General features: G+C 68.3%; 15 protein-coding genes. 7 read left to right on the top strand and 8 right to left on the bottom strand.

The window, feature by feature from the left end:
* The first annotated feature begins 7 nt into the window (after positions 1 to 7).
* Positions 8 to 679 (top strand): helix-turn-helix transcriptional regulator, encoded by a 672-nt coding sequence (locus BN118_RS03720; RefSeq protein WP_010926969.1) that lies wholly within the window; start codon positions 8 to 10, stop codon positions 677 to 679.
* A 40-nt stretch (positions 680 to 719) separates the two neighbouring features.
* Here BN118_RS03720 and azu read toward each other — a convergent pair whose 3' ends face one another.
* Both azu and BN118_RS03710 read right to left on the bottom strand, forming a co-directional pair.
* Positions 720 to 1214 carry an azurin gene (gene azu / locus BN118_RS03715; RefSeq protein WP_003813974.1) on the bottom strand — a complete coding sequence of 165 codons (495 nt, stop codon included), beginning with the start codon at positions 1212 to 1214 and terminating at the stop codon, positions 720 to 722.
* A 140-nt stretch (positions 1215 to 1354) separates the two neighbouring features.
* Complete coding sequence (locus BN118_RS03710; RefSeq protein ID WP_010930027.1) at positions 1355 to 2002, bottom strand: IclR family transcriptional regulator; 648 nt, start codon at positions 2000 to 2002, stop codon at positions 1355 to 1357.
* Between the two features lie 103 nt (positions 2003 to 2105).
* On the opposite strand from BN118_RS03710, the gene BN118_RS03705 reads away from it, so the two are divergent.
* The 4 genes from BN118_RS03705 to BN118_RS03690 all read left to right on the top strand — a co-directional run bounded on the left by BN118_RS03705 (position 2106) and on the right by BN118_RS03690 (position 8624).
* Positions 2106 to 4154 carry a hydantoinase/oxoprolinase family protein gene (locus BN118_RS03705; RefSeq protein WP_041166248.1) on the top strand — a complete coding sequence of 683 codons (2049 nt, stop codon included), beginning with the start codon at positions 2106 to 2108 and terminating at the stop codon, positions 4152 to 4154.
* Complete coding sequence (locus tag BN118_RS03700; RefSeq protein WP_014905533.1) at positions 4151 to 6163, top strand: hydantoinase B/oxoprolinase family protein; 2013 nt, start codon at positions 4151 to 4153, stop codon at positions 6161 to 6163. The genes BN118_RS03705 and BN118_RS03700 overlap by 4 nt, the downstream gene beginning before the upstream one ends.
* A 25-nt stretch (positions 6164 to 6188) precedes the next feature.
* Positions 6189 to 7523 (top strand): NAD(P)/FAD-dependent oxidoreductase, encoded by a 1335-nt coding sequence (locus BN118_RS03695; protein WP_010930024.1) that lies wholly within the window; start codon positions 6189 to 6191, stop codon positions 7521 to 7523.
* Between the two features lie 108 nt (positions 7524 to 7631).
* Positions 7632 to 8624, top strand: coding sequence for a Bug family tripartite tricarboxylate transporter substrate binding protein (locus BN118_RS03690; protein WP_003813981.1), 993 nt, complete (start codon positions 7632 to 7634; stop codon positions 8622 to 8624).
* 66 nt (positions 8625 to 8690) lie between these two features.
* On the opposite strand, the gene BN118_RS03685 is transcribed toward BN118_RS03690, so the two are convergent.
* The 4 genes from BN118_RS03685 to metC all read right to left on the bottom strand — a co-directional run bounded on the left by BN118_RS03685 (position 8691) and on the right by metC (position 14086).
* Positions 8691 to 10775, bottom strand: coding sequence for a rhodanese-like domain-containing protein (locus tag BN118_RS03685; protein ID WP_003813982.1), 2085 nt, complete (start codon positions 10773 to 10775; stop codon positions 8691 to 8693).
* Between the two features lie 24 nt (positions 10776 to 10799).
* On the bottom strand, positions 10800 to 11771 hold the full coding sequence (locus BN118_RS03680) for a tripartite tricarboxylate transporter substrate binding protein (protein ID WP_014905532.1): 972 nt from the start codon (positions 11769 to 11771) through the stop codon (positions 10800 to 10802).
* Positions 11772 to 11899: 128 nt separating this feature from the next.
* Positions 11900 to 12931 (bottom strand): M14 family metallopeptidase, encoded by a 1032-nt coding sequence (locus BN118_RS03675; protein ID WP_014905531.1) that lies wholly within the window; start codon positions 12929 to 12931, stop codon positions 11900 to 11902.
* 3 nt (positions 12932 to 12934) lie between these two features.
* A complete protein-coding gene (metC, locus tag BN118_RS03670; protein ID WP_010930021.1) occupies positions 12935 to 14086 on the bottom strand; it encodes a cystathionine beta-lyase in 1152 nt (383 codons plus the stop codon).
* A gap of 170 nt (positions 14087 to 14256) precedes the next feature.
* On the opposite strand from metC, the gene BN118_RS03665 reads away from it, so the two are divergent.
* Together BN118_RS03665 and BN118_RS03660 are read left to right on the top strand one after the other, a co-directional pair.
* The gene (locus BN118_RS03665; RefSeq protein WP_003813986.1) at positions 14257 to 15180 is read left to right on the top strand and encodes a LysR substrate-binding domain-containing protein; all 924 of its coding nucleotides are present in this window, start codon (positions 14257 to 14259) and stop codon (positions 15178 to 15180) included.
* A 77-nt stretch (positions 15181 to 15257) separates the two neighbouring features.
* On the top strand, positions 15258 to 16082 hold the full coding sequence (locus BN118_RS03660; protein WP_003813987.1) for an SDR family oxidoreductase: 825 nt from the start codon (positions 15258 to 15260) through the stop codon (positions 16080 to 16082).
* A 196-nt stretch (positions 16083 to 16278) separates the two neighbouring features.
* On the opposite strand, the gene BN118_RS03655 is transcribed toward BN118_RS03660, so the two are convergent.
* Together BN118_RS03655 and BN118_RS03650 are read right to left on the bottom strand one after the other, a co-directional pair.
* Positions 16279 to 17295 (bottom strand): IS110-like element IS1663 family transposase, encoded by a 1017-nt coding sequence (locus BN118_RS03655; protein ID WP_014905421.1) that lies wholly within the window; start codon positions 17293 to 17295, stop codon positions 16279 to 16281.
* A 196-nt stretch (positions 17296 to 17491) separates the two neighbouring features.
* Complete coding sequence (locus tag BN118_RS03650) at positions 17492 to 18475, bottom strand: tripartite tricarboxylate transporter substrate binding protein (protein ID WP_003813988.1); 984 nt, start codon at positions 18473 to 18475, stop codon at positions 17492 to 17494.
* Between the last annotated feature and the right edge of the window lie 22 nt (positions 18476 to 18497).

Raw genomic sequence — 18497 nt, 5'->3', positions numbered from 1 at the left:
AACCGCCATGTCCGATCAATCCGCCTCTGTCAGCACGCACTGGGTTCCGCACCAACCGGCCGAGCGCATTCTCATGACGCTCAAGACGCGCGGCCCGCAAGGCATCGCGGCCATCGCCGAGGTGCTGGACGTGACGGCCGAGGCGGTGCGCCAGCAGATGGCGCGCCTGCAGGTCGAAGGCCTGGTGGACGCCGAAACGCGTTCGGCCGGCCGCGGCCGGCCCACCCAGATATGGCGGCTGACGCAGGCCGGCCATGCGCGCTTTCCCGACATGCACGCCGAGATGACGGTGCAGATGCTGGGCGCGGTGCGCCAGGTCTTCGGTGAAAGCGGGATAGACAAGCTGATCGGCGCGCGCGAGGCCAGCATGCGCGCCAGCTACGCCGAGGCCATGCAAGGCGCCGACGGCCTGCGCGAGCGCCTGGAGCGCCTGGTAGCCGTGCGCAGCCGCGAGGGCTACATGGCCGAATTGGTCGCCACCGACGATGGCTACCTGCTGGTGGAGAATCACTGTCCCATCTGTGCGGCCGCGCAAGCCTGCATGGCCTTCTGCCGCAGCGAACTGGACCTGTTTCGCGAGATCATCGGCCCGCAGGCGCGGGTCGAGCGGGCCGAGCACATCCTGGCCGGCGCGCGCCGCTGCGCCTATACGGTCCGGCCGCTGCGCCAGGCCGCCTGACAGCGCGCCCCGGCGGCGGCGCCAGGGTCCGCGCCGGCGCTCAGTCGACCAGCTTGAGGGTGCCCTTCATGAGGGCGCCATGGCCGGGGAACGAGCAGAAGAACGTATAGTCATCGCCCGCGGCCAGCTTGGCCACGTCGAACGTCACCGAATCCGACTCGCCGCCGCCCAGCACCTTGGTGTGCGCCAGCACGCGCGTATCGCCGGCCTTCAGGTACTGGTTGTCCAGGCCCGCGGCTATGCCATCCTTCTCGACCGCCTGCATGTCGGCCGTCTTGGTCAGCACCCAGTTGTGCCCCATCACGTTGCGGGGCAGCTTGCCGGTGTGCTTGAGGTTGACCGTGAATTGCTTGCACGACTTGCTGACCTCGATGGCCTTCTTGTCGAATTGCATCTGGTCCGTGCCGGCAATGTCCACCGAGCATTCGGCCGCGAGAACCGGCGCGCTGAACGCCGCCATCAAGGCCATGCCACCCAATACCTGCTTGAACATAACGTCCTCCATCAACACATTGTGCGACGCGCGACCGCGCATCGGGCAATCCCTACTTTACGCCCCCGCGCGCGCAAAGGGAAAGGAGCGCGGCTCGCCCGTTTGCGCGCCATCAAACAATGCGGCCGGCCCGCGCCATGCCGCGCAACCCATGCTGCAACCAGGGGAATAGTGGCGCAGGCCTACATCTCGCCCAGGCTCATCAGGCGCCGGATGTGATCGCGCTGCGCACGCAGGCGCGGCAACACCTCGGCCTCGATGCGCGGCATGTCGTAGTCGTCGTCGTTGACGGACAGGCCCAATGAAAGACCGCGCGCCTGGCTGGAGAAGAGCGCAACCCCCACGGTGGTGACCTTGCGCTCGGGGTACCGGGCGATCGCCCACTGGTCTTCGGGCAGGTCCAGCGCCGAGCACAGCGCGCTGGCCGGCGGCAGCGCATTGCCCACGCGCAGATTGACCACCAGGATCTTGCGCCGCTCGGCTTCCGAGCTGGCCCGCGCGATGATGATGACGTCGTTCTTGCTGCGCTCGCCGATGTTGGCCGTGCCCGCGCATTGGTCCGCCAGCTCCTGCAGGGCGGACTGGATCACATCGTTGACCCCGGTGTTGGCCAGCGCGGCAAAGCCGATCTCCAGCAGTTGGGGCGTCAACGACCACAACGTGCCTTCCTTGCGCACATAGCCTTCGCTCTCGAGCGTGGTCAGAAAGCGCAGCACGGTGGAATGCGGCAGGTCGACCGCCTTGGACAAGGCGGTGAGCGATTGCCCCGGGCCGCTGCGGAAACTGCGCAGCAGCGCTAGACACCTCTGGACCGAGCGATTATCATTCATTTGACCACTTCATGAAAATGTTGTTCACCTAGCGGAAAGTTTAAACGGCTCGCGGGCACTTTGCAAGCGTTTATCGGCTTTGCGCGACATCGATGGGGGCACCATGGGGTACAGGGTAGGCGTCGATATCGGCGGCTCATTCACCGATTTCGCCGTATTCGACGAAGACAGCGGTGAAATCAAAAGTCTCAAGGTCTTTTCGCGGCCCGACCAACCCGGCGAAGAAGTCATCGCCGGGGTGCGCATGCTGGGCGAGCGCTACGGCATCCAGCCCGAGCAGATCACGTATTTCACGCACGGCACCACGGTCGGCATCAATACGGTCATCCAGCGCAAGGGCCTGAAGCTGGCGCTGTTCACCACCGAGAACTTCAGCGACGTGCTCGAGCTGGCGCGGCTGAAAACCCCCGACATGTATCACCTGCTGTCGCGGCGGCCCGCGCCGCTGGTCAAGCGCAGCATGGTGTTCGGCATCGCCGAGCGCATGGGCCCTGACGGCACGGTGCGCGCGCCGCTGGACGAGGCCAGCGTGGAGCGCGCGGTCCGGCAGGCGCTGGACGCGGGCGCCGAAGGCATCGTGGTCTCGCTGCTGCACGCCTACCGCAACCCGGCGCATGAACTGCGCGTGCGTGAAATCGCCGAAGCGCTGGCGCCCGGCCTGCCGGTGTCGTGCTCCAGCGAGACCTGGCCCATCATCCGCGAGTACGAGCGCACCATCACCGCCGTGATCGGCGGCTATGTGCAGCCGCGCGTCGCCCATTACCTGACATCGCTGCAGCAGGCGCTGAAGAACGCCGGCGTGCAGCCCGAGCCGCGCCTGACCAAATCCAACGGCGGCGTGATGACCGCCGAGCAGGGCAAGCGCGATTGCGTGCAGATGATCCTGTCGGGCACCGCCGCCGGCGTCATCGGCGCCAGCCACGTCGCGGCAACGGCCGGCCTGCCGCGCTGCCTGAGCCTGGACATCGGCGGCACCAGCGCCGACATCGCGGTCATCGTCGACGGCAAGCCGCAATACGGCGTGGGCGAGCTGATCGGCGATTTCCAGATCTACATCCCGTCCGTCTCGGTGTCCTCGGTGGGCGAAGGCGGCGGCTCCATTGCCTGGGTGGACCCGCTGGGCGTGCTCAAGGTGGGCCCGGAAAGCGCGGGCTCGCATCCGGGCCCCGCCTGCTATCGGCGCGGCGGCACGCGCGCCACCATTACCGACGCCTTCGTCTGCTGCGGGCTGGTCGGCCATTCCGAACTGGGCTACCAGGCCGTCACGGTCGATGCCGACGCCTCGCGCCAGGCGGTGGGCGAGCTGGCCGACAGGCTGGGCCGCGGCATCGAGGAAACGGCCGAGGCCATCATCCAGATCGCCGTCTCCGGCATGTATTCGGAGGTCAGCGGCCTGGTGTCGCGCTACGGCATCGATCCGCGCGAGTATGCCGTGCTGGCCTTCGGCGGCGCCGGCCCGATGCTGGGCTGCTTCCTGGCGCGCGAGCTCAAGGTCCGCGAGATCGTGGTGCCGCCCTCGCCCGGCACCCTCAGCGCGCTGGGCGGCCTGATCGCCGACCTCAAGAGCGACTTCCTGAAGACCGTGTACACCGACCTCAGCGCCGACCGGCTGGCCTTCGTGTGCGACGAATTCGCCACCCTGGCCGGGCGCGCGCGCCAATGGCTGGCGCAGGAACAGGGACACGCCGAGGAGGCCGAGCTGGTGTACTCGGCCGAAATGCGCTATCGCGGCCAGTCGTACGAGATCGATACCGTGCTGGACCCGATCCACATCGAGGCCGGCGACGTGCAGGCGGTGGGCCAGGCCTTCCACGACATGCACCGGCGCCTGTACGGGCACGCCGACGAACAGGCTCCGGTTCAGATCGTCAGCCTGCGCGTGGTCATCGCCGGCAACAACGACAAGCCCGCCTTCCCGCGCCATGCGCTGCGCCCCGGCGCGCCGCGCGCCGAACGCAAGGTACGCGTCTGGCTGGACGGCGCCTGGCACGAGGTGCCGCTGTACGCGCGCACCGCCCTGGCGGCGGGCCAGCAGTTCACCGGCCCGGCCATCGTGACCCAGGACGACTGCACTACCGTCATCCCGCCCGACTATGCATGCCGGGTCGACGAGTACGCCAATCTGCGCATCACCGAAGGAGCCGCGTCGTGACCGTGGACAATTTCCGCCTGCAAGTGCTCGCCAACCATTGCACCGCCGCCGCCGAGGCGATGGGCTATACGTTGATGCGCACCGCCTATTCGACCTTCGTGAAGGAAACCGAGGACTTCTCGGCGCAGCTGATGACGCCGGCGGGCAAGACCTTCGCCTCGCCCAAGACCTTCGGCGCGACCTGGTACACCGGGCTGGACTATGGCCGGGTCATCGCCATGTTCGACGATTATCGCGAAGGCGACATCTATCTCACCAACGATCCGTACAGCGGCTTCGTGGCCACCCATACCCCGGACATGCACGTCTGGAAGCCGGTGTTCCGCGACGGCCGCCTGGTCTGCTTCGTCGGCAGCCACATCCACAATACCGACATGGGCGGCGCCGTGCCGGCGTCGCTGTCGCGCACCCTGACCGAAGTCCACCAGGAGAGCCTGCGCATCCCGCCGATGCTGCTGGCGCGCGACGGCGTCATCGACGAGAAAGTGCTGCGCATCATGGAAGTCAATGTGCGCATGCCGGAGCAGAACCGCGGCGACCTCAACGCCCAGATCGCCGCGCTCAATGTCGGCGAGCGCAAGGTGCACGAGATCATCGACCGGTTCGGCGTGGACGAATTCATGCAGGGCGCCGAGGCCATCCTCGATTACGCCGAGCAACAGACCCGCGCCCTGATCCGCGAGATCCCGGACGGCGAGTACCGCTTCGCCGAGTACGCCGACGAAGATACCGTGGGCGGCTACCCGTGCCGCATCCAGATCACGCTGCGCGTGCGCGGCGACGAACTGGAGCTGGATTTCACCGGCAGCGACCCGCAGGTCGCCTCGTCGCTGAACGTACCCACCGGAGGCGACGGCCACCATTCGGTGATCACGGTCGGCCTGATCTACGTCATGCATACCCTGGCGCCGCGCAACGTGCTCAACGCCGGCAGCGTACGGCCCTGCCATGCCGTCCTGCCGGAAGGCACGGTGGTCAATCCGCAGGCGCCGGCGGCCGTGGGCATGCGCAGCCTGATGGCGGCGGTCATCCAGGCCTGCACCTTCGGCGTCTTCAGCCGCGCCATGCCCGATCGCCTGCCGGCCTGCCCGGCCGGCGGCTCGACCCTGCTCAACGTCAAGACCGCCACGCGCGAGGGCCGCCAGGTGCTGTCGTCGATCGGCCCGTGCGGCGGCGGCGCCGGCGGCGGACCGGAACATGACGGCGTCGAAGGCTGCGGCGCCAACAACGCGTTCCTGAAGAACACGCCGGTGGAGATCAACGAGGCCGAGGTGCCGATCGAAATCATCCGCTACGGCCTGGTGCCGGACACCGGCGGCGCCGGCCGCCAGCGCGGCGGCAACGCGGCCACGATGGAATTCCGGCTGCTGGCGCCCAACGGCGTGGTCACGGCGCGCAACCGCAACCGCTCCGAGCTGGCGGCCTGGGGCGTCATGGGCGGCAAGGCGGGCGCCAACTCGCGCTTCATCCGCAACCCCGACTCCGACGCGCCGGAGGAGCTGCGCAACAGCGACCTGGTGAACTGCGCCCCGGGCGACGTCATCCGCCTGCAGGGCCCGGCCGGCGGCGGCTATGGCCATCCCTACGAACGGCCGATCGAGCAGGTGGTGGAAGACGTGCGCTGCGGCTTCGTGTCGCGCCAGCGCGCCCGCGAGGCCTATGGCGTCGCGGTGCGCGCGGACCTCAGCGTGGACGAGGCGGCCACCCGCGAACTGCGCCGCGCCGACCGGGGCGGCCAGGCCCATTTCGACCATGGCCCGGGCCGCTCGCGCTTCGAGGCGGTCTGGACGCCGGCGCGCTACGACGCGATGACGCGCATCATGGCGGCGCTGCCCATCAGCTGGCGGCATTTCGTCAAGCACCAGATGTTCGCCGCGCTGGCCGGCTCGGCGCCGCCGCAAGACGGCGGCGCGCAGGATATCGAGCGGCTCTATGCGCAATTGAGCCAGCGCTACGCGGACCTGCCCTCGCCGCAGGCGATTGCCGCGGCCAGCGGCGCGGCCGCCTGAGCGCGCAGCCATGCGGGAGCCGAACATGGCCGCGTCCAGGGACATCTTTGCGCCGGATTTTCGCCGGCGGCCCTACTGGTGGGAGGGCTACGAGCCGCCCGAATGCGGCGAGGACACCCTGCCGGCCAGCGCCGACGTGGCCATCGTGGGCGGCGGCTACACCGGCGTGTGCTGCGCCCTGGCCCTGCGCGAGGCCGGCATCGAGGCCGTGGTGCTGGAGGCCGGCCGTCCCGGCGAAGGCGCCAGCACCCGTTCCGGCGGGCAGGTGTCGGGCGGCGTCAACGTGCAGAAGAAGGCGCTCGCCGCGGTCGGCGAAAGCGCCGGCCAGCGCGCCGAGCGCCTGGCCGCGCGGCTGCGCGACGCCGCGGCCTCGATGGCCTATGTCGAATCATTGATCGAACGGTACGCCATCGAGTGCGGCTGGCGCCGCACGGGGCGGCTCACCACCATGTGGGTGCCCGCGCACTACCAGAGCTGGCAGGCGCGCCTGGACCAGCTCAATGCCTGCACCGGATCGCAGGCGCGCATGATCCCGCGCGAGGAGCTGGCCGCCGAGATCGGCTCGTCCGTGTACCACGGCGCCGCGCTGATCGAGCACGCCGGCCACCTGCAACCCGCCCAGCTCTATGGCGGCATGCTGCGGGCGGCACGCGACGCGGGCGCGCGCGTGCTTGGCCGCACGCCGGTCGAACGCATCGAGCGCCGCGCCGGCGGCTATGACGTCCATACCGCGCGGGGCACCGTGCGGGCCGGCCAGGTGGTCATCGCCACCATCGGCTATACGGGCGCCAACCTCGGCGGCCTGAAGCGCCGCATCGTGCCGGTCTGCACCCACATGATCGCCACCGAAGCGCTGCCGCCGGACCTCGCCGCCAGCCTGCTGCCGACCAATCGGGCCGTGTCCGAGTCGCGCCGCGTCGTCAACCACTACCGGCTCTCGCCGGACGGGCGGCGGCTGCTGTTCGGCGGGCGCGCGCGCTTCGTGCCCACCGACGAGGCGACCACCGCCCGGCTGCTGTACCGCGCCATGCTCAAGCGCTTTCCGCAACTGGCCGGCACGCGCATCACCCACAGCTGGGGCGGCAACGTCGCCATGACGCTGGACTCGATGCCCCACATCGGCGGCGCCGACGGCTTGCATTACGCGCTGGGCTGCAATGGCAGCGGCGTGGCCATGATGAGCTACCTGGGCCACTGCGTCGGCCGCAAGATCGCCACGCAGTCGGGCGAACCGATCAACGCATTCGATATGGGGGAAATTCCAGGCCATCCTTTCTACTTCGGCAACCCGTGGTTCCTGTTCGCGATCGGCAGCTGGTACCAGGCGCGGGATGCCTACGACCACTGGAGGGCCCGCTGAACAGCGGGCGCAGACACCGGTTCTCGCTCATCCACCCGGCCAGGGCCTCGCACCGTCCCGATGCCCCGGCCGCCGAAGCGAACCGGAAAAATATCTATGGAGCGCTCCATGAACAATCAGCGTCGCAATGCATTGAGAGTACTGACCGGCCTGTGCGGAGCCGCCGCCCTGCCCCGGCTTGCCCTGGCGCAGGCGGGCGCCTACCCCGCCGGTCCGGTCACCGTCGTCGTGCCGTACGGCTCGGGCGGCAGCACCGATGTCATAGCCCGCCTGCTGGTCAATGACGTCAGCGAACGCCTGGGCGGCAAGTTCATCGTCGAGAACAAGCCCGGCGCCGCCGGCAACATCGGCACCCGCCAGGTCGGCATTTCCCGCCCCGACGGCACCACCCTGCTCTATTCCACGGCCACGCCGTTCTGCATCAACCCGTACGTCTACCGCACCCTGCCCTTCGATCCCGACAAGGATTTCGCGGCCGTCTCGCGCACCGCCAAGCTGCCCCTGGTGCTAGTGGTCAACGCCGGCCTGGGCATCAAGACCCCGCAGGCCTTCATCGACTACCTGCGCAAGAACCAGCAGCAGTGCAGCTACAGCTCGTATGGCATCGGCACGTCCAGCCACATCGCCAGCGCGATCTTCACCAAGAAGATCGGCGCGCCGGGCGTGCTGCATGTCCCCTACAAGGACATGACGGCGATGTCCGACCTGGCGGCCGGACGCAATACCTTCCACATCGATGCCTGGTCGGTCGTCGACCCGCTGGTCAGGGCCGGCAAGCTGACCGCCCTGGCCGTCTCCAGCGCCGAGCCCCTGCCCTGGGCCCCCAAGCTGCCGACGATCGCCAGCGTGATCGGCAGCGACTACGAAGTCGTCACCTGGCATGCGGTGTTCGCGCCGCGCAAGACGCCGGCGGAGATCGTCCAGAAGCTGAACCACGAGTTCCGGCAGACCATCGCCAAGCCTTCGGTACAGAAGACCTACGTGGACCAGGGCTTTCTGACCTACCCGCCGGCCACCCCCGCCGAAATCGACGCCTTCGTGCAGCAGGACAAGCAGCGCTGGAAATCGTTCGTGGAAGCGGCCGGCATCACGCCCAGCTGAGCAGTCCGGGCTCGCCTGCCGGCCGCGACGGCCCCGGCGCGCAAGCGCGCGGGGCCGTCGCCGCGTTCAGATGCGAAACGCCACGGTGGGGTCGGACCGGACCTTGTCCAGCAGGCCGGTTTCCCAGCTCAGGTACTGGTGCATGGCTTCCTCGATGCCGGTCTCGCGGTCATAGGGGCGGTACCAGACGTCGATCGCCTCGGTCAGGAACTGCGGCGCGTCGCCGCGCAGCCGGTCCGCGCCCAGCGCCGCGGTGCCTCCCTTCAGGTAGGCGGCCTGGTAGCCCTGCGCGGCGGCGTCGGCCGCCGCCAGCCGCGAGACCCGACCGTCCGCGCACGTGAACAGCAGCGGCCCGGCGGGCTTGCGCTGCGCCAGCAAGGCCGGCAGGCGCGAGCGCGGCGCCCAGGCGGCGCCGGCCAGGTGGCCGGCCCGATAGGTACGCGAATCCCCCACGTCGATGATCACGGCGTCGGCCGCGACGGCCTCGACCGGCACGCCACGCTCGTCGTCGTACTCGACGCGCGGCGGCGCGACCAGCGCCGTTGCCTCGGGCCGGTGCAGATAGACTTCCCAGCCCATCTGGTGCAGCCAGCCGGCGGTCATCGGCGCCTGCACGCCGTCGGTGTCGAACACCACGATGCGCGCATTGCGCACCGGCGCGTAGTAATCCGTCTGCTGGACCAGCTGTCCCCCGGGCGCGGCCACCGCGCGCGGCAGGGTCGCCCGCGACGAGCAGGACGGATCGCGTGCGTCGAACAGGTACGTGGTGCGATAGGGGTTGGACAGCATGTCGTGCAATTCGCCCGCGTCCAGCGTGGCGATGGACATGCCCAGCGCCCACGCCTGCGCCGCCTGCGCGGCGCCGGCGGCGACCGGGCGGTCCAGGTAGCTGGCGGACTTGCCGCGTTCGAGCGGCAGGCCGGCCAGGTGCTGGCCCATCGTGCCGTTTTCCAGGGCCCGCACGTCTGTCTTGCCGGCGTTGCGCAGCGACTGCGCGCCGATGATGGAGCGGGTACGGCCGGCGCAGTTGACGACGATGGGGCCGGCATGGTCCAGCGCACGCGCCACCAGCTCGGCGCCCGGGCACGAATAGGCGCCCGGCACCGACATCAGGTTGAATTCCTGTTCGGTGCGGCTGTCGAGCACCAGCACCTCCTCGCTGCGCCGCAGCGCGTCGAGCTCGACGGCGCTGATGCTGGGCGTGCCGTAGACGTGCTCGGCCACTTCGCCAAAAGCCTTGCTGGGCACGAAAACGCCGGTATATACCGGCAGGCCGGCAGCATTCCAGCCCGGCTGTCCGCCCTGCAGCACCGCCACGTTGTGGTAGCCGCGCTGATGCAGCAGGCGCACCGCCTGCTCGGCCAGGCCGTCGGCGTCGTCGATCACCACGATGCGCACGTGCGGCGACGGCAGTCCGTCGTCGACGCGCAGCTCGAACACCGACAACGGCATGGACGCGGCATGGAACAGGTGCCCCTGGGTATAGACGCCGTTCTCGCGCACGTCCAGGATGGCCAGCTCGCCGCCGTCGGTCAGCATCTCGTACAAATCGCGCGGCGCGATCCAGGGCGCGTAGGTTTCCGGCACCGCCATGAAGCGGGTATAGGCGCCGCCTTCTTCCGTGGCGAAATTGATGCGTCCGCTCAGCGTATCGAGCGCGCGGCCATACAGGTGCAGGTGCAGCGAATCTTCCTCGGACACGACTTCGATCGTGTGGAACACCTCGCCGCTCAGGCGCGCGGCGTTGCCCTGGACCACGGTCAGGGCGTCGATCTGGCGCAACGTGCCGAAACCGGCGCGCGAGCCATCGTCGGTGCGTTCGAAGAACACGTTGTGCTCTTCGCCGTACACGCCGGCGATCACCGCCCAGGTGGTGTGATCGTGCGGCGGCTGCTTCTTGCCGGTCTTGCCCGCCGACGCATACAGGGCCAGGTCGCCGCTCTCGCCGCGCCACAACTGATACAGCCCGCCGGGCTTGCCGGCCCGGATCGGGAACTCATCGCGCGGAAACAGCTCGTCGCGCTCGCCCAGGGCGACCAGCACCGGGCCGATCGCCTCGCGCAGCGCCTCGCCGTCGAGCTGCGCAGCCAGACGGCCGATCTGCGCCATGGCGTCTTTCACCGCATCGTAACGTTGTTGCATCGTAGTCATCGTCTTCTCTCCTGTCGGCATGCTTTACTCAACCTTGATGTTCTGGTCGCGGATCAGGCGCTTCCACAGCTGCGTCTCCGAATCGATCAGCTCGCTGAATGCCTGCGGCGTGCCGACGTCGGGCGTCATGCCCAGTTCCTTGACGCGCTTGGCGATCTCCGGCTCGGCCATCAGCTTGGCGAAGATCTGCTGGTAGCGATCCACGATGGGCTGCGGCGTGCCCGGCGGCGCGATGACGCCCAGCCAGTTGGTCACCTCGTAGCCCGGCACGGTCTCGGCCACCGTCAGCACGTCGGGAAAACGCGGCTCGCGCTGGCGGGTGGTGGTGGCGATGGCGCGCAGCCGGCCGGCGGCGATCAGCTCATGGGTGGCCGTATCGCCGAACCCGATATCGGTCTCGCCGGCCATGGTGGACATCAGCGCCGGGCCGCCCCCTTTGTAGCCGATCTCGCGCAGCCGGCTGCCGGTCATGGCATTGAGCAAATGGCCGGTCATCGAGTTCGAGGTGCCCACGCCCACCGACGAATACGTCACGTCGCCGCTCTTGCTGCCGTCAATCACGTCCTGCACGCTGTTCCAGCGGCTTTCTCCCGGCTTGGTCACCAGCATGTAGCCCATCTGGACCAGCAGGTTGACCGGGGTCAGCTTCTTGGGGTCATAGGAAATCTGGCGCAACTGCGGCCAGATCGTCAGCACGCCCGGCCCGGACCAGGTGATGGTGCGGCCGTCGGGCCGCGCGTTGGCGACGAAGTCGGTCGCGATCAATCCGCCGGCGCCCGGCTTGGGCATGACGATCAGCGGCTGGCCCAGTTCCTCGGCCATGCGGGCCTGGAGCACCTGCGCCAGGGCATAGTGCCCGCCGCCCGCGCCATAGCCCAGGATGAGCGTCACCGGGCCGTCCGGCTGCCAGGGCTTGGCGGCCTTGTCCTGCGCCCCGGCGGTCCAGGGCAGTACCGCGACGGCGGCGGCCAGATACTTCGCGAGAGTATGTTGCATGGTATTCCCCTCTGTTCTTCGTTGAAAAAGGCCACGCGCCGCGGGCGCGGGCCGAACGCAACCACCGGCGCCGCCCGCGGCGCCGGACCTGCTCGAATCGGAATGGACGGGTATCGCGGCGCCGCGCCTCAGCCGGCGCCGATATCGGCCTGGTCCCATTGCGTTGCCACGAACGCCACGCGGTCGCCGGTGTGCACCACCGGATCGCGTCGCATGCCGATGACGATGCAATCGGTATCCAGGCTGACGGCCTCCACCCCGGCGCCATGCAAATCCACGATGCGGCCCAGCGGCGCGCCGGCCGGCACGATCTGGCCGGCCCGCCCGGCCGCCAGGAACAAGCCCCCATGGCGCGCCATCACCCAGCGGCGCCGGGTGACCCGGCGCACGCTGGCGGGCGCGGGAGCGCCGGCGGATACGCCGCTTTCGTCGATGAGGCCCAGGTGGCTCGCCAGGCGCAGCAGCCCGGTCAGCGCCTGCTCGACGTTCTCCGGCGTGTACCAGCTGCCCTGGCCCAGTTCGACCATGAAGGCCGGCACATCGATGGCCAGGCACTGGTAATCCAGCCCGCCGGCAATGTTGCCGGGCAGTTCGCCCGCGCCGCCCACGTCCATGCGGCAGCTGACCGAGGGTTCGAAGAACGAGGTCATGCGCAGCAGCTGCGCCTCGGTGACCGCGCTGCCCGGAAAGACCTTGTAGACACAGTACGGCTTGCTGTCGTGGATCGAGCCCATCGTATGCATGTTCACCAGGCACGAGGCCACCGCCCGAACTTCCTGGAACAGGGCATGGGCCATATGGTTGGTCACCATCCCCTGCGGATTGCCCGGGAAAGTCTGGTCCAGGTCCTGCAGATCCTGCGGCGCCGTCTTGGTGCGGTTGTCCAGCCCCAGGGGGTTGGCCGTGGGCGTGATGACCAGGCTGCCCGACAGCGCGGCCGGATCCACCCGGCGGCCCAGCTCCACCGCGGCGATCACGCCGTTGAGTTCATTGCCATGCACCTGTCCATTGACCCACAGGCAAGGTCCCGGCGCCGCCCCCTTGATCACCGTCACCGGGATGGCGATGGCCATGCCCGAGCTCATGGTGCCCACCGGCAGGTAGTCATGCGCCACGGTTCCCGGCTGCATGCCGGACAACAAGTCTTGTATTTTCGACACGGTTCAATCCTCCCGGCGCAGCGCCTGGTCCAGGTCGCGCTTCAAGTCTTCGACATCTTCCAATCCGATATGCAGCCGCACCAGCGGCCCGGCATAGTCCCTGCCCGCCAGGCTGCGCTTGCCGGCGGTATCGGCCGGCAGCACCAGGCTCTCGTAGCCGCCCCAGCTCGCGCCGATGGCAAACAGCGTCAGCCGGTCGATGAAGGCGTCGCGCTGCTCGAGGCTGCAGGGCTCCAGTTCGAGGGTCAGCAGGCCCGAGGCGCCGCGCATCTGGCGGCGCCACAGCGCGTGGTCGGGGTGCTGCGGCAGCGCCGGATACAGCACCTGCGCCACCCGTGGATGCCCGGCCAGCCATTGCGCCACGTCCAGCGCGTTGCGGTAGTGCGCCGCCATGCGCACCCCCAGCGTGCGGATACCGCGCGTGGCCAGATAGGCGTCGTCGGGGCTGATGGACAGGCCCTGCGCGGCCGCTTCCGTGCGGATGGCCAGCCACAGCTCGGGGTCATGCGCCGTCACCGTCCCCATCATCACGTCCGAATGGCCCACCAGGTACTTGGTGGCGGCATGGATGGAGACGTCGATGCCGTGCTCGAACGGCTGCAGGAATACCGGCGTCGCCCAGGTGTTGTCGGCCACCACCTTGGCGCCGACCGCATGCGCGGCGGCGGCGATGCGGGCGAAATCCTGCATTTCCATGGTCAGCGAACCAGGGCTCTCGCAGTACACGACCGAGGTATCGGGGCGGACCAGGCGCTCGACCTCCGAACCGGCGTAGTACTCGACGCGCACGCCGCGCGGCGCCAGCACCTTTTCGCAGAACTCGCGACAGGGGTAATAGACGTTGTCTGGCACCAGGATGTGCGAGCCCGGACGGGCCAGGGTATTGAGGGTCGTGGCGATGGCCGAAACGCCCGAGGGCGTGAGAACCGCCCGATGGCCGCCTTCGATGGCGGCCACCAGGTTCTCCAGCTCCTTCACGGTGTGCGTGCCGAGCCGCCCGTAGCGTACGTGGTCGAACTTCGCGCCACGGGTTGCCTTGTACTCGGCCATGGACTCGAATACAACGGTTGAGGTGCGGTAGACAGGTGTGTTCACCATCCCCTTGTGCGCCTTCGGGTCGCGACCGCCATGGGTCAGCAGCGTATCGAACTTCATGAGCACCTGCAGAAGTGAAAGTGTTCGGACGGACCTGCCCGCGGCGCGACAGGCGCCGCCCGGGCAGGAGCGAAATGCGCGCCCGCGCATGCGGCGGGCACAGACAACGAGAGGAATTCTAGGTAGCCGGCGCAGCGTCTACTAATGAAAGATTTTCCTGAACCATTAAAATGATTAATAAATCAAGACAGGGGATACGATCCGTGCGCCATCTGGACATGCAGCAGTTGCGCACTCTGGTGACCATTGCGCAGACCGGCAGCTTTTCCGCCACCGCGGAAAAGCTGTTCAAGACACAGCCGGCCATTACCCACCAGATGCATCAGCTGGAAGCGACGCTGGGCACCGCCCTGTTCGAGAAGCAGGGGCGCAGCCGCGTCCTGACCGAGGACGGGCAGAAGATGCTCAAGTACGCAAGCCAGGTGCTGGCGCTCAACGACGAGGTCTTCCGCGTTTTCCAGGAACGCCTGCAGGGCACGCTGCGCATCGGCTCGCCGCACGACGCCGTCGAGACCCTGCTGCCCTCCATCCTGCGGCAGGCCAGCCAGGCCTTGCCGCAGTTGAACATCGACGTCTGCATAGACCGCGCGCCGCGGCTGTTCGAGCTGCTGCAGCGCGGCGAAATCGACATGGCCATCTCGGCCCGCTTTCACCAGGAATTCGAGGGGCTGATCCTGAAACGCTCGCCGGTGGTCTGGCTATGCGCCGCGGACTATGTGCACCGCCCCGACAAGGCCTTGCCGCTGATCCTGGCCGACGGCTCCAGCATCTATCGCGAAATGGCCCTGGCGGCGCTCGAGCAGCACCATATACGCTGGACGGTCACGCGCATCGTGCCCGACCTGGTCGGCATCAAGGCGGCGATCCGCGCCGGACTGGGCGTCACCCCGCGCAGCATCGACCTGCTCGCGCCCGACATGCGCATGCTGGACGAGGCCGACGGCCTGCCGCCGCTGCCCGAGATGACCTATCACCTGTGGATACGCCCGCATGCGGACGACTCGCCCGCGCGCCAGGCCTACGAGATGCTGCGCCAGGCCTGGGAGCTGGTCGACGCAGTGCCGGCGGCGCGCGCCGGCCCGGCCGCAGGCTGACGGCGGCGCCCCCCACGCTTTTCGTAATTCAGGCCCGTTCCCGCTCGGACCGGCCATCCAACCCAAGGAAGACACACATGGATCTCGGCATTGCAGGACGGTGGGCGCTGGTATGCGGCGCCAGCAAGGGGCTCGGCTATGGCTGCGCCAGCGCGCTGCTGCAGAACGGCGTCAACGTCGTCATCAACGCGCGCAACGACGGCGTCTTGCAGGACGCGGCGTCCGCGCTGCGCAAGGACGCCGAAAACCAGGCCCGGCAATCGGGCGGCCAGGCAGGCAAGGTCATCGCCGTCGCCTGCGACATCACCACCGAGCCAGGCAGGCAGGCCGCGCTCGAAGCGCCGGGCGGCCCCGGGCCGGACTTCGACATCGTGGTGACCAACGCCGGCGGTCCGCCGCCGGGGCAATACCAGGACTGGGACCGCGATGACTGGATCAAGGCGATCGACGCCAACATGCTGACGCCCATCGCGCTGATCAAGGCCACGGTGGACGGCATGCAGGCGCGCGGCTTCGGACGCATCGTCAACATCACCTCGACCGCCGTGAAGGCGCCGATCAGCACGCTGGGCCTGTCCAATGGCGCCCGCTCCGGCCTGACCGGCTTTATCGCCGGCCTGGCCCGCTCGGAGATCGCGGCCCGCGGGGTCACCATCAACAACATCCTCCCGGGCAGGTTCGACACCGACAGGCTGAAGAGCACGATGCGCGTCGCGGCGCAGGCGTGCGGCCAAAGTATCGAAGCGCTGCGCGAGGAACAGCAGCTGGGCATCCCCGCCGGCCGCTTCGGCCGTCCCGACGAGTTCGGCGCGCTCTGCGCCTTCCTGTGCAGCGTGCACGCCGGCTACATCACCGGGCAGAACATGCTGATCGATGGCGGCGCGTACCCCGGCACGTACTGAGCGCTGGCGCACGGGGCGGGTGTCGACAATCAGCAGGTGTCAGTCCCCCTGCGGGGACAGATACTGTCTTAGTCGTCAAGCGTCGATGGCGTACGGCAGTGTGCCTGTCCCAGCGGGGACAGGCACACGCACGGGCAGACGCCATGAAATCTTGCAGGCGCCAGCCCCCCTGCGGGGACAGATACCGTCTTGGCAGTCAACCGTTCATGGCGTAATTGGGCTGGTAGGGGATGCGGTTTTTGAGGACCCCGAAGCACAGATGCACCAGTTTTCTCATGGCCGCGCCCAGCGCGGCCTTTTTGCTTTTTCCTGCTTTGAGCAGGCGCTGGTAAAGGGCGCGGATGTGGGGGTTGTGGCGGGTCCCAACCAGGGCCGCCATGTATAACGTGGCGCGCACCTGGGAGGGGCCGGCTTTGGACAGGCGTGCGCAGCTGTTCAGACTGCTGCCGGATTGGCGCTGCACAGGGACCACCCCGAGATAGGCGGCCAGGCTCTGGGCGGAGTCGATATGCCGATTGTGCATGACGGCCAGGATGGCGTTGCCGGCCTGAGGCCCGATGGCGGGGATGGAGTTCAGCAGCTCGCAGTCTTGCTTGAGGTCGGGGTGGTTGTCGATGTGCTGATCGATCGCCCGCTCGATTTGTTTGATCTGTTCGCGCAAGAACGCGATGGCCTTGTCGATGGAACCATCGACCAAGGGCGCCGAGGGGCTGAACTGGCTCTTCTCTTTGCGATTGAGCTCACGCAACAGATCCTTGCTCAGCGCCTCGCGTCGCGTCAACAAGGCGCGCAGTTGACGCGCATGCAAGGGCGCCGGGTGCCACAGCGCCGGGCTCAGCGTCTGTCCATAGCGAGCCAGCACGTAGCTGTCGAGCGCATCATTTTTGGAGCGCAGCGCCAAGGCCTTGGCAAAGTCCCGGGCCTGGGCGGGATTGACCAAAGAGACCCGGACCTGGGGCAGCGCCGTGGCCGCTTGCTCGTGATACAGACCCGTAGGCTCCAGGATGGCGTGCAACTGCGCCGGCTGTGCGCCGTGTTTGGCGCACCACGCCAGCAGGGCTTGTACGCCCGCGGCGGTGTTGACCACCACCTTGGTCTTATGCTTGTCAGCCTCAGCCGTCAGCAACGTGCAATCCAGCTTGGCCTTTGATACATCAATACCTATGAAAACATGGACTTGGCCTCCTGCAGATAACAAACTGCTGTCAGCCACTGCGCCCACTTGCCTTGTACATACAGGGTCCTCGCCCTACGATACCGTCCAGTGTCTCGCCGGCCCAGCAGTGCGCTGCCGAGCCGCTATCTGTCCCACAAAGTCCTCGCTTTGGGCACCAACTCGCGGTCATCGGCGCGCGGTGGTGATAGCTAATCACCACCGGAGGAAAGATACAAGACACCTGCGCGCCGGCTCAGTCGACCTTGACCTTGGCCTCCTTCACGACCTTGCGCCACTTCGCCACGTCGTCGCGCACCATCCGGGAAAACTCGCCGGGGGTGCTGGTGGCAACCTCATAGCCCTGCCCCACCAGCGCCGCGCGCACCTGGGCGTTGGACAGGACGGCCACCAGGGCCTGGTTGAGCCGATCCACGACCGCCGCCGGCGTGCCCGCCGGCGCATGGATGCCGTACCAGGTCTGCACATCGTAGCCGGCCACGCCGGCCTCATCGATGGTGGGCACCTCGGGCAGCAGTTGCGAACGCTGCTTGCCGGTGACGGCCAGCGCGCGCACCTTGCCGGCCCTGATCGAGGTCATCAACGGCGGCAGCGTGTTGAACGTCAGCTGCACCTGCCCGGCGATCACGTCCGCGTTGGAGGGCGACGCGCCCTTGTAGGGCACGTGCACCATGTCCGTGCCGGTCATCAGCTTGAACAGCTCGCCCGCCAGGTGCGGCGTGCCGCCCTGCCCGGTCGAGGCGAAGTTCAGCTGCCCGGGCGAGCGGCGCGCCAGCGCGATCAGCTCGGTCACCGAGCGGGCCTGCACGCCCGGATGCACCACCAGCACATGGGTGGTGTAGCCGATCAGGCTGACTTCCTCGAAGCTGTCGACCGCGTCATAGGGAAGGTCGGGATAAATGGCCTGGTTGATGGCATTGGGCCCGCTGTTGCCCAGCAGGATGGTGTAGCCGTCGGGCGCGGCGCGGGCGACGGCATCGGTGCCGATGATGCCGTTGGCCCCGGGCCGGTTCTCGACGATGACTGGCTGGCCCAGCTGGGCCGCCAGCGGCTCGGACAGGGTGCGGGCGAAGATGTCGGCGCCGCCGCCCGGCGGATAGGGCACGACCAGGCGCACCGGACGGTCGGGAAACGGCGCCGCGACGGCCGCCGGCGCGGCCAGCGCCGCGCCCAGCGCAAGGGTGTATGCGATACGCAGCACTGAAAACAGGTCAGCCATGCAAACCTCCTGAAGTAAACAG

The sequence above is a fragment of the Bordetella pertussis 18323 genome, assembly GCF_000306945.1.
Taxonomy (GTDB): Bacteria; Pseudomonadota; Gammaproteobacteria; order Burkholderiales; family Burkholderiaceae_B; genus Bordetella; species Bordetella pertussis.
The sequence above is the reverse complement of the archived record's forward strand: the minus strand, read 5'-3'. Positions and strand labels throughout refer to the sequence as shown.

Bases quoted from the DNA above. Each gene is read 5' to 3' on its own strand.
- BN118_RS03720 (WP_010926969.1), top strand. From the start codon at position 8: ATGTCCGATCAATCCGCCTCTGTCAGCACGCACTGGGTTCCGCACCAA.
- azu (WP_003813974.1), bottom strand. From the start codon at position 1,214: ATGCGCGGTCGCGCGTCGCACAATGTGTTGATGGAGGACGTTATGTTC.
- BN118_RS03710 (WP_010930027.1), bottom strand. From the start codon at position 2,002: ATGAATGATAATCGCTCGGTCCAGAGGTGTCTAGCGCTGCTGCGCAGT.
- BN118_RS03705 (WP_041166248.1), top strand. From the start codon at position 2,106: ATGGGGTACAGGGTAGGCGTCGATATCGGCGGCTCATTCACCGATTTC.
- BN118_RS03695 (WP_010930024.1), top strand. From the start codon at position 6,189: ATGGCCGCGTCCAGGGACATCTTTGCGCCGGATTTTCGCCGGCGGCCC.
- BN118_RS03690 (WP_003813981.1), top strand. From the start codon at position 7,632: ATGAACAATCAGCGTCGCAATGCATTGAGAGTACTGACCGGCCTGTGC.
- BN118_RS03685 (WP_003813982.1), bottom strand. From the start codon at position 10,775: ATGACTACGATGCAACAACGTTACGATGCGGTGAAAGACGCCATGGCG.
- BN118_RS03680 (WP_014905532.1), bottom strand. From the start codon at position 11,771: ATGCAACATACTCTCGCGAAGTATCTGGCCGCCGCCGTCGCGGTACTG.
- metC (WP_010930021.1), bottom strand. From the start codon at position 14,086: ATGAAGTTCGATACGCTGCTGACCCATGGCGGTCGCGACCCGAAGGCG.
- BN118_RS03665 (WP_003813986.1), top strand. From the start codon at position 14,257: ATGATTAATAAATCAAGACAGGGGATACGATCCGTGCGCCATCTGGAC.
- BN118_RS03660 (WP_003813987.1), top strand. From the start codon at position 15,258: ATGGATCTCGGCATTGCAGGACGGTGGGCGCTGGTATGCGGCGCCAGC.
- BN118_RS03650 (WP_003813988.1), bottom strand. From the start codon at position 18,475: ATGGCTGACCTGTTTTCAGTGCTGCGTATCGCATACACCCTTGCGCTG.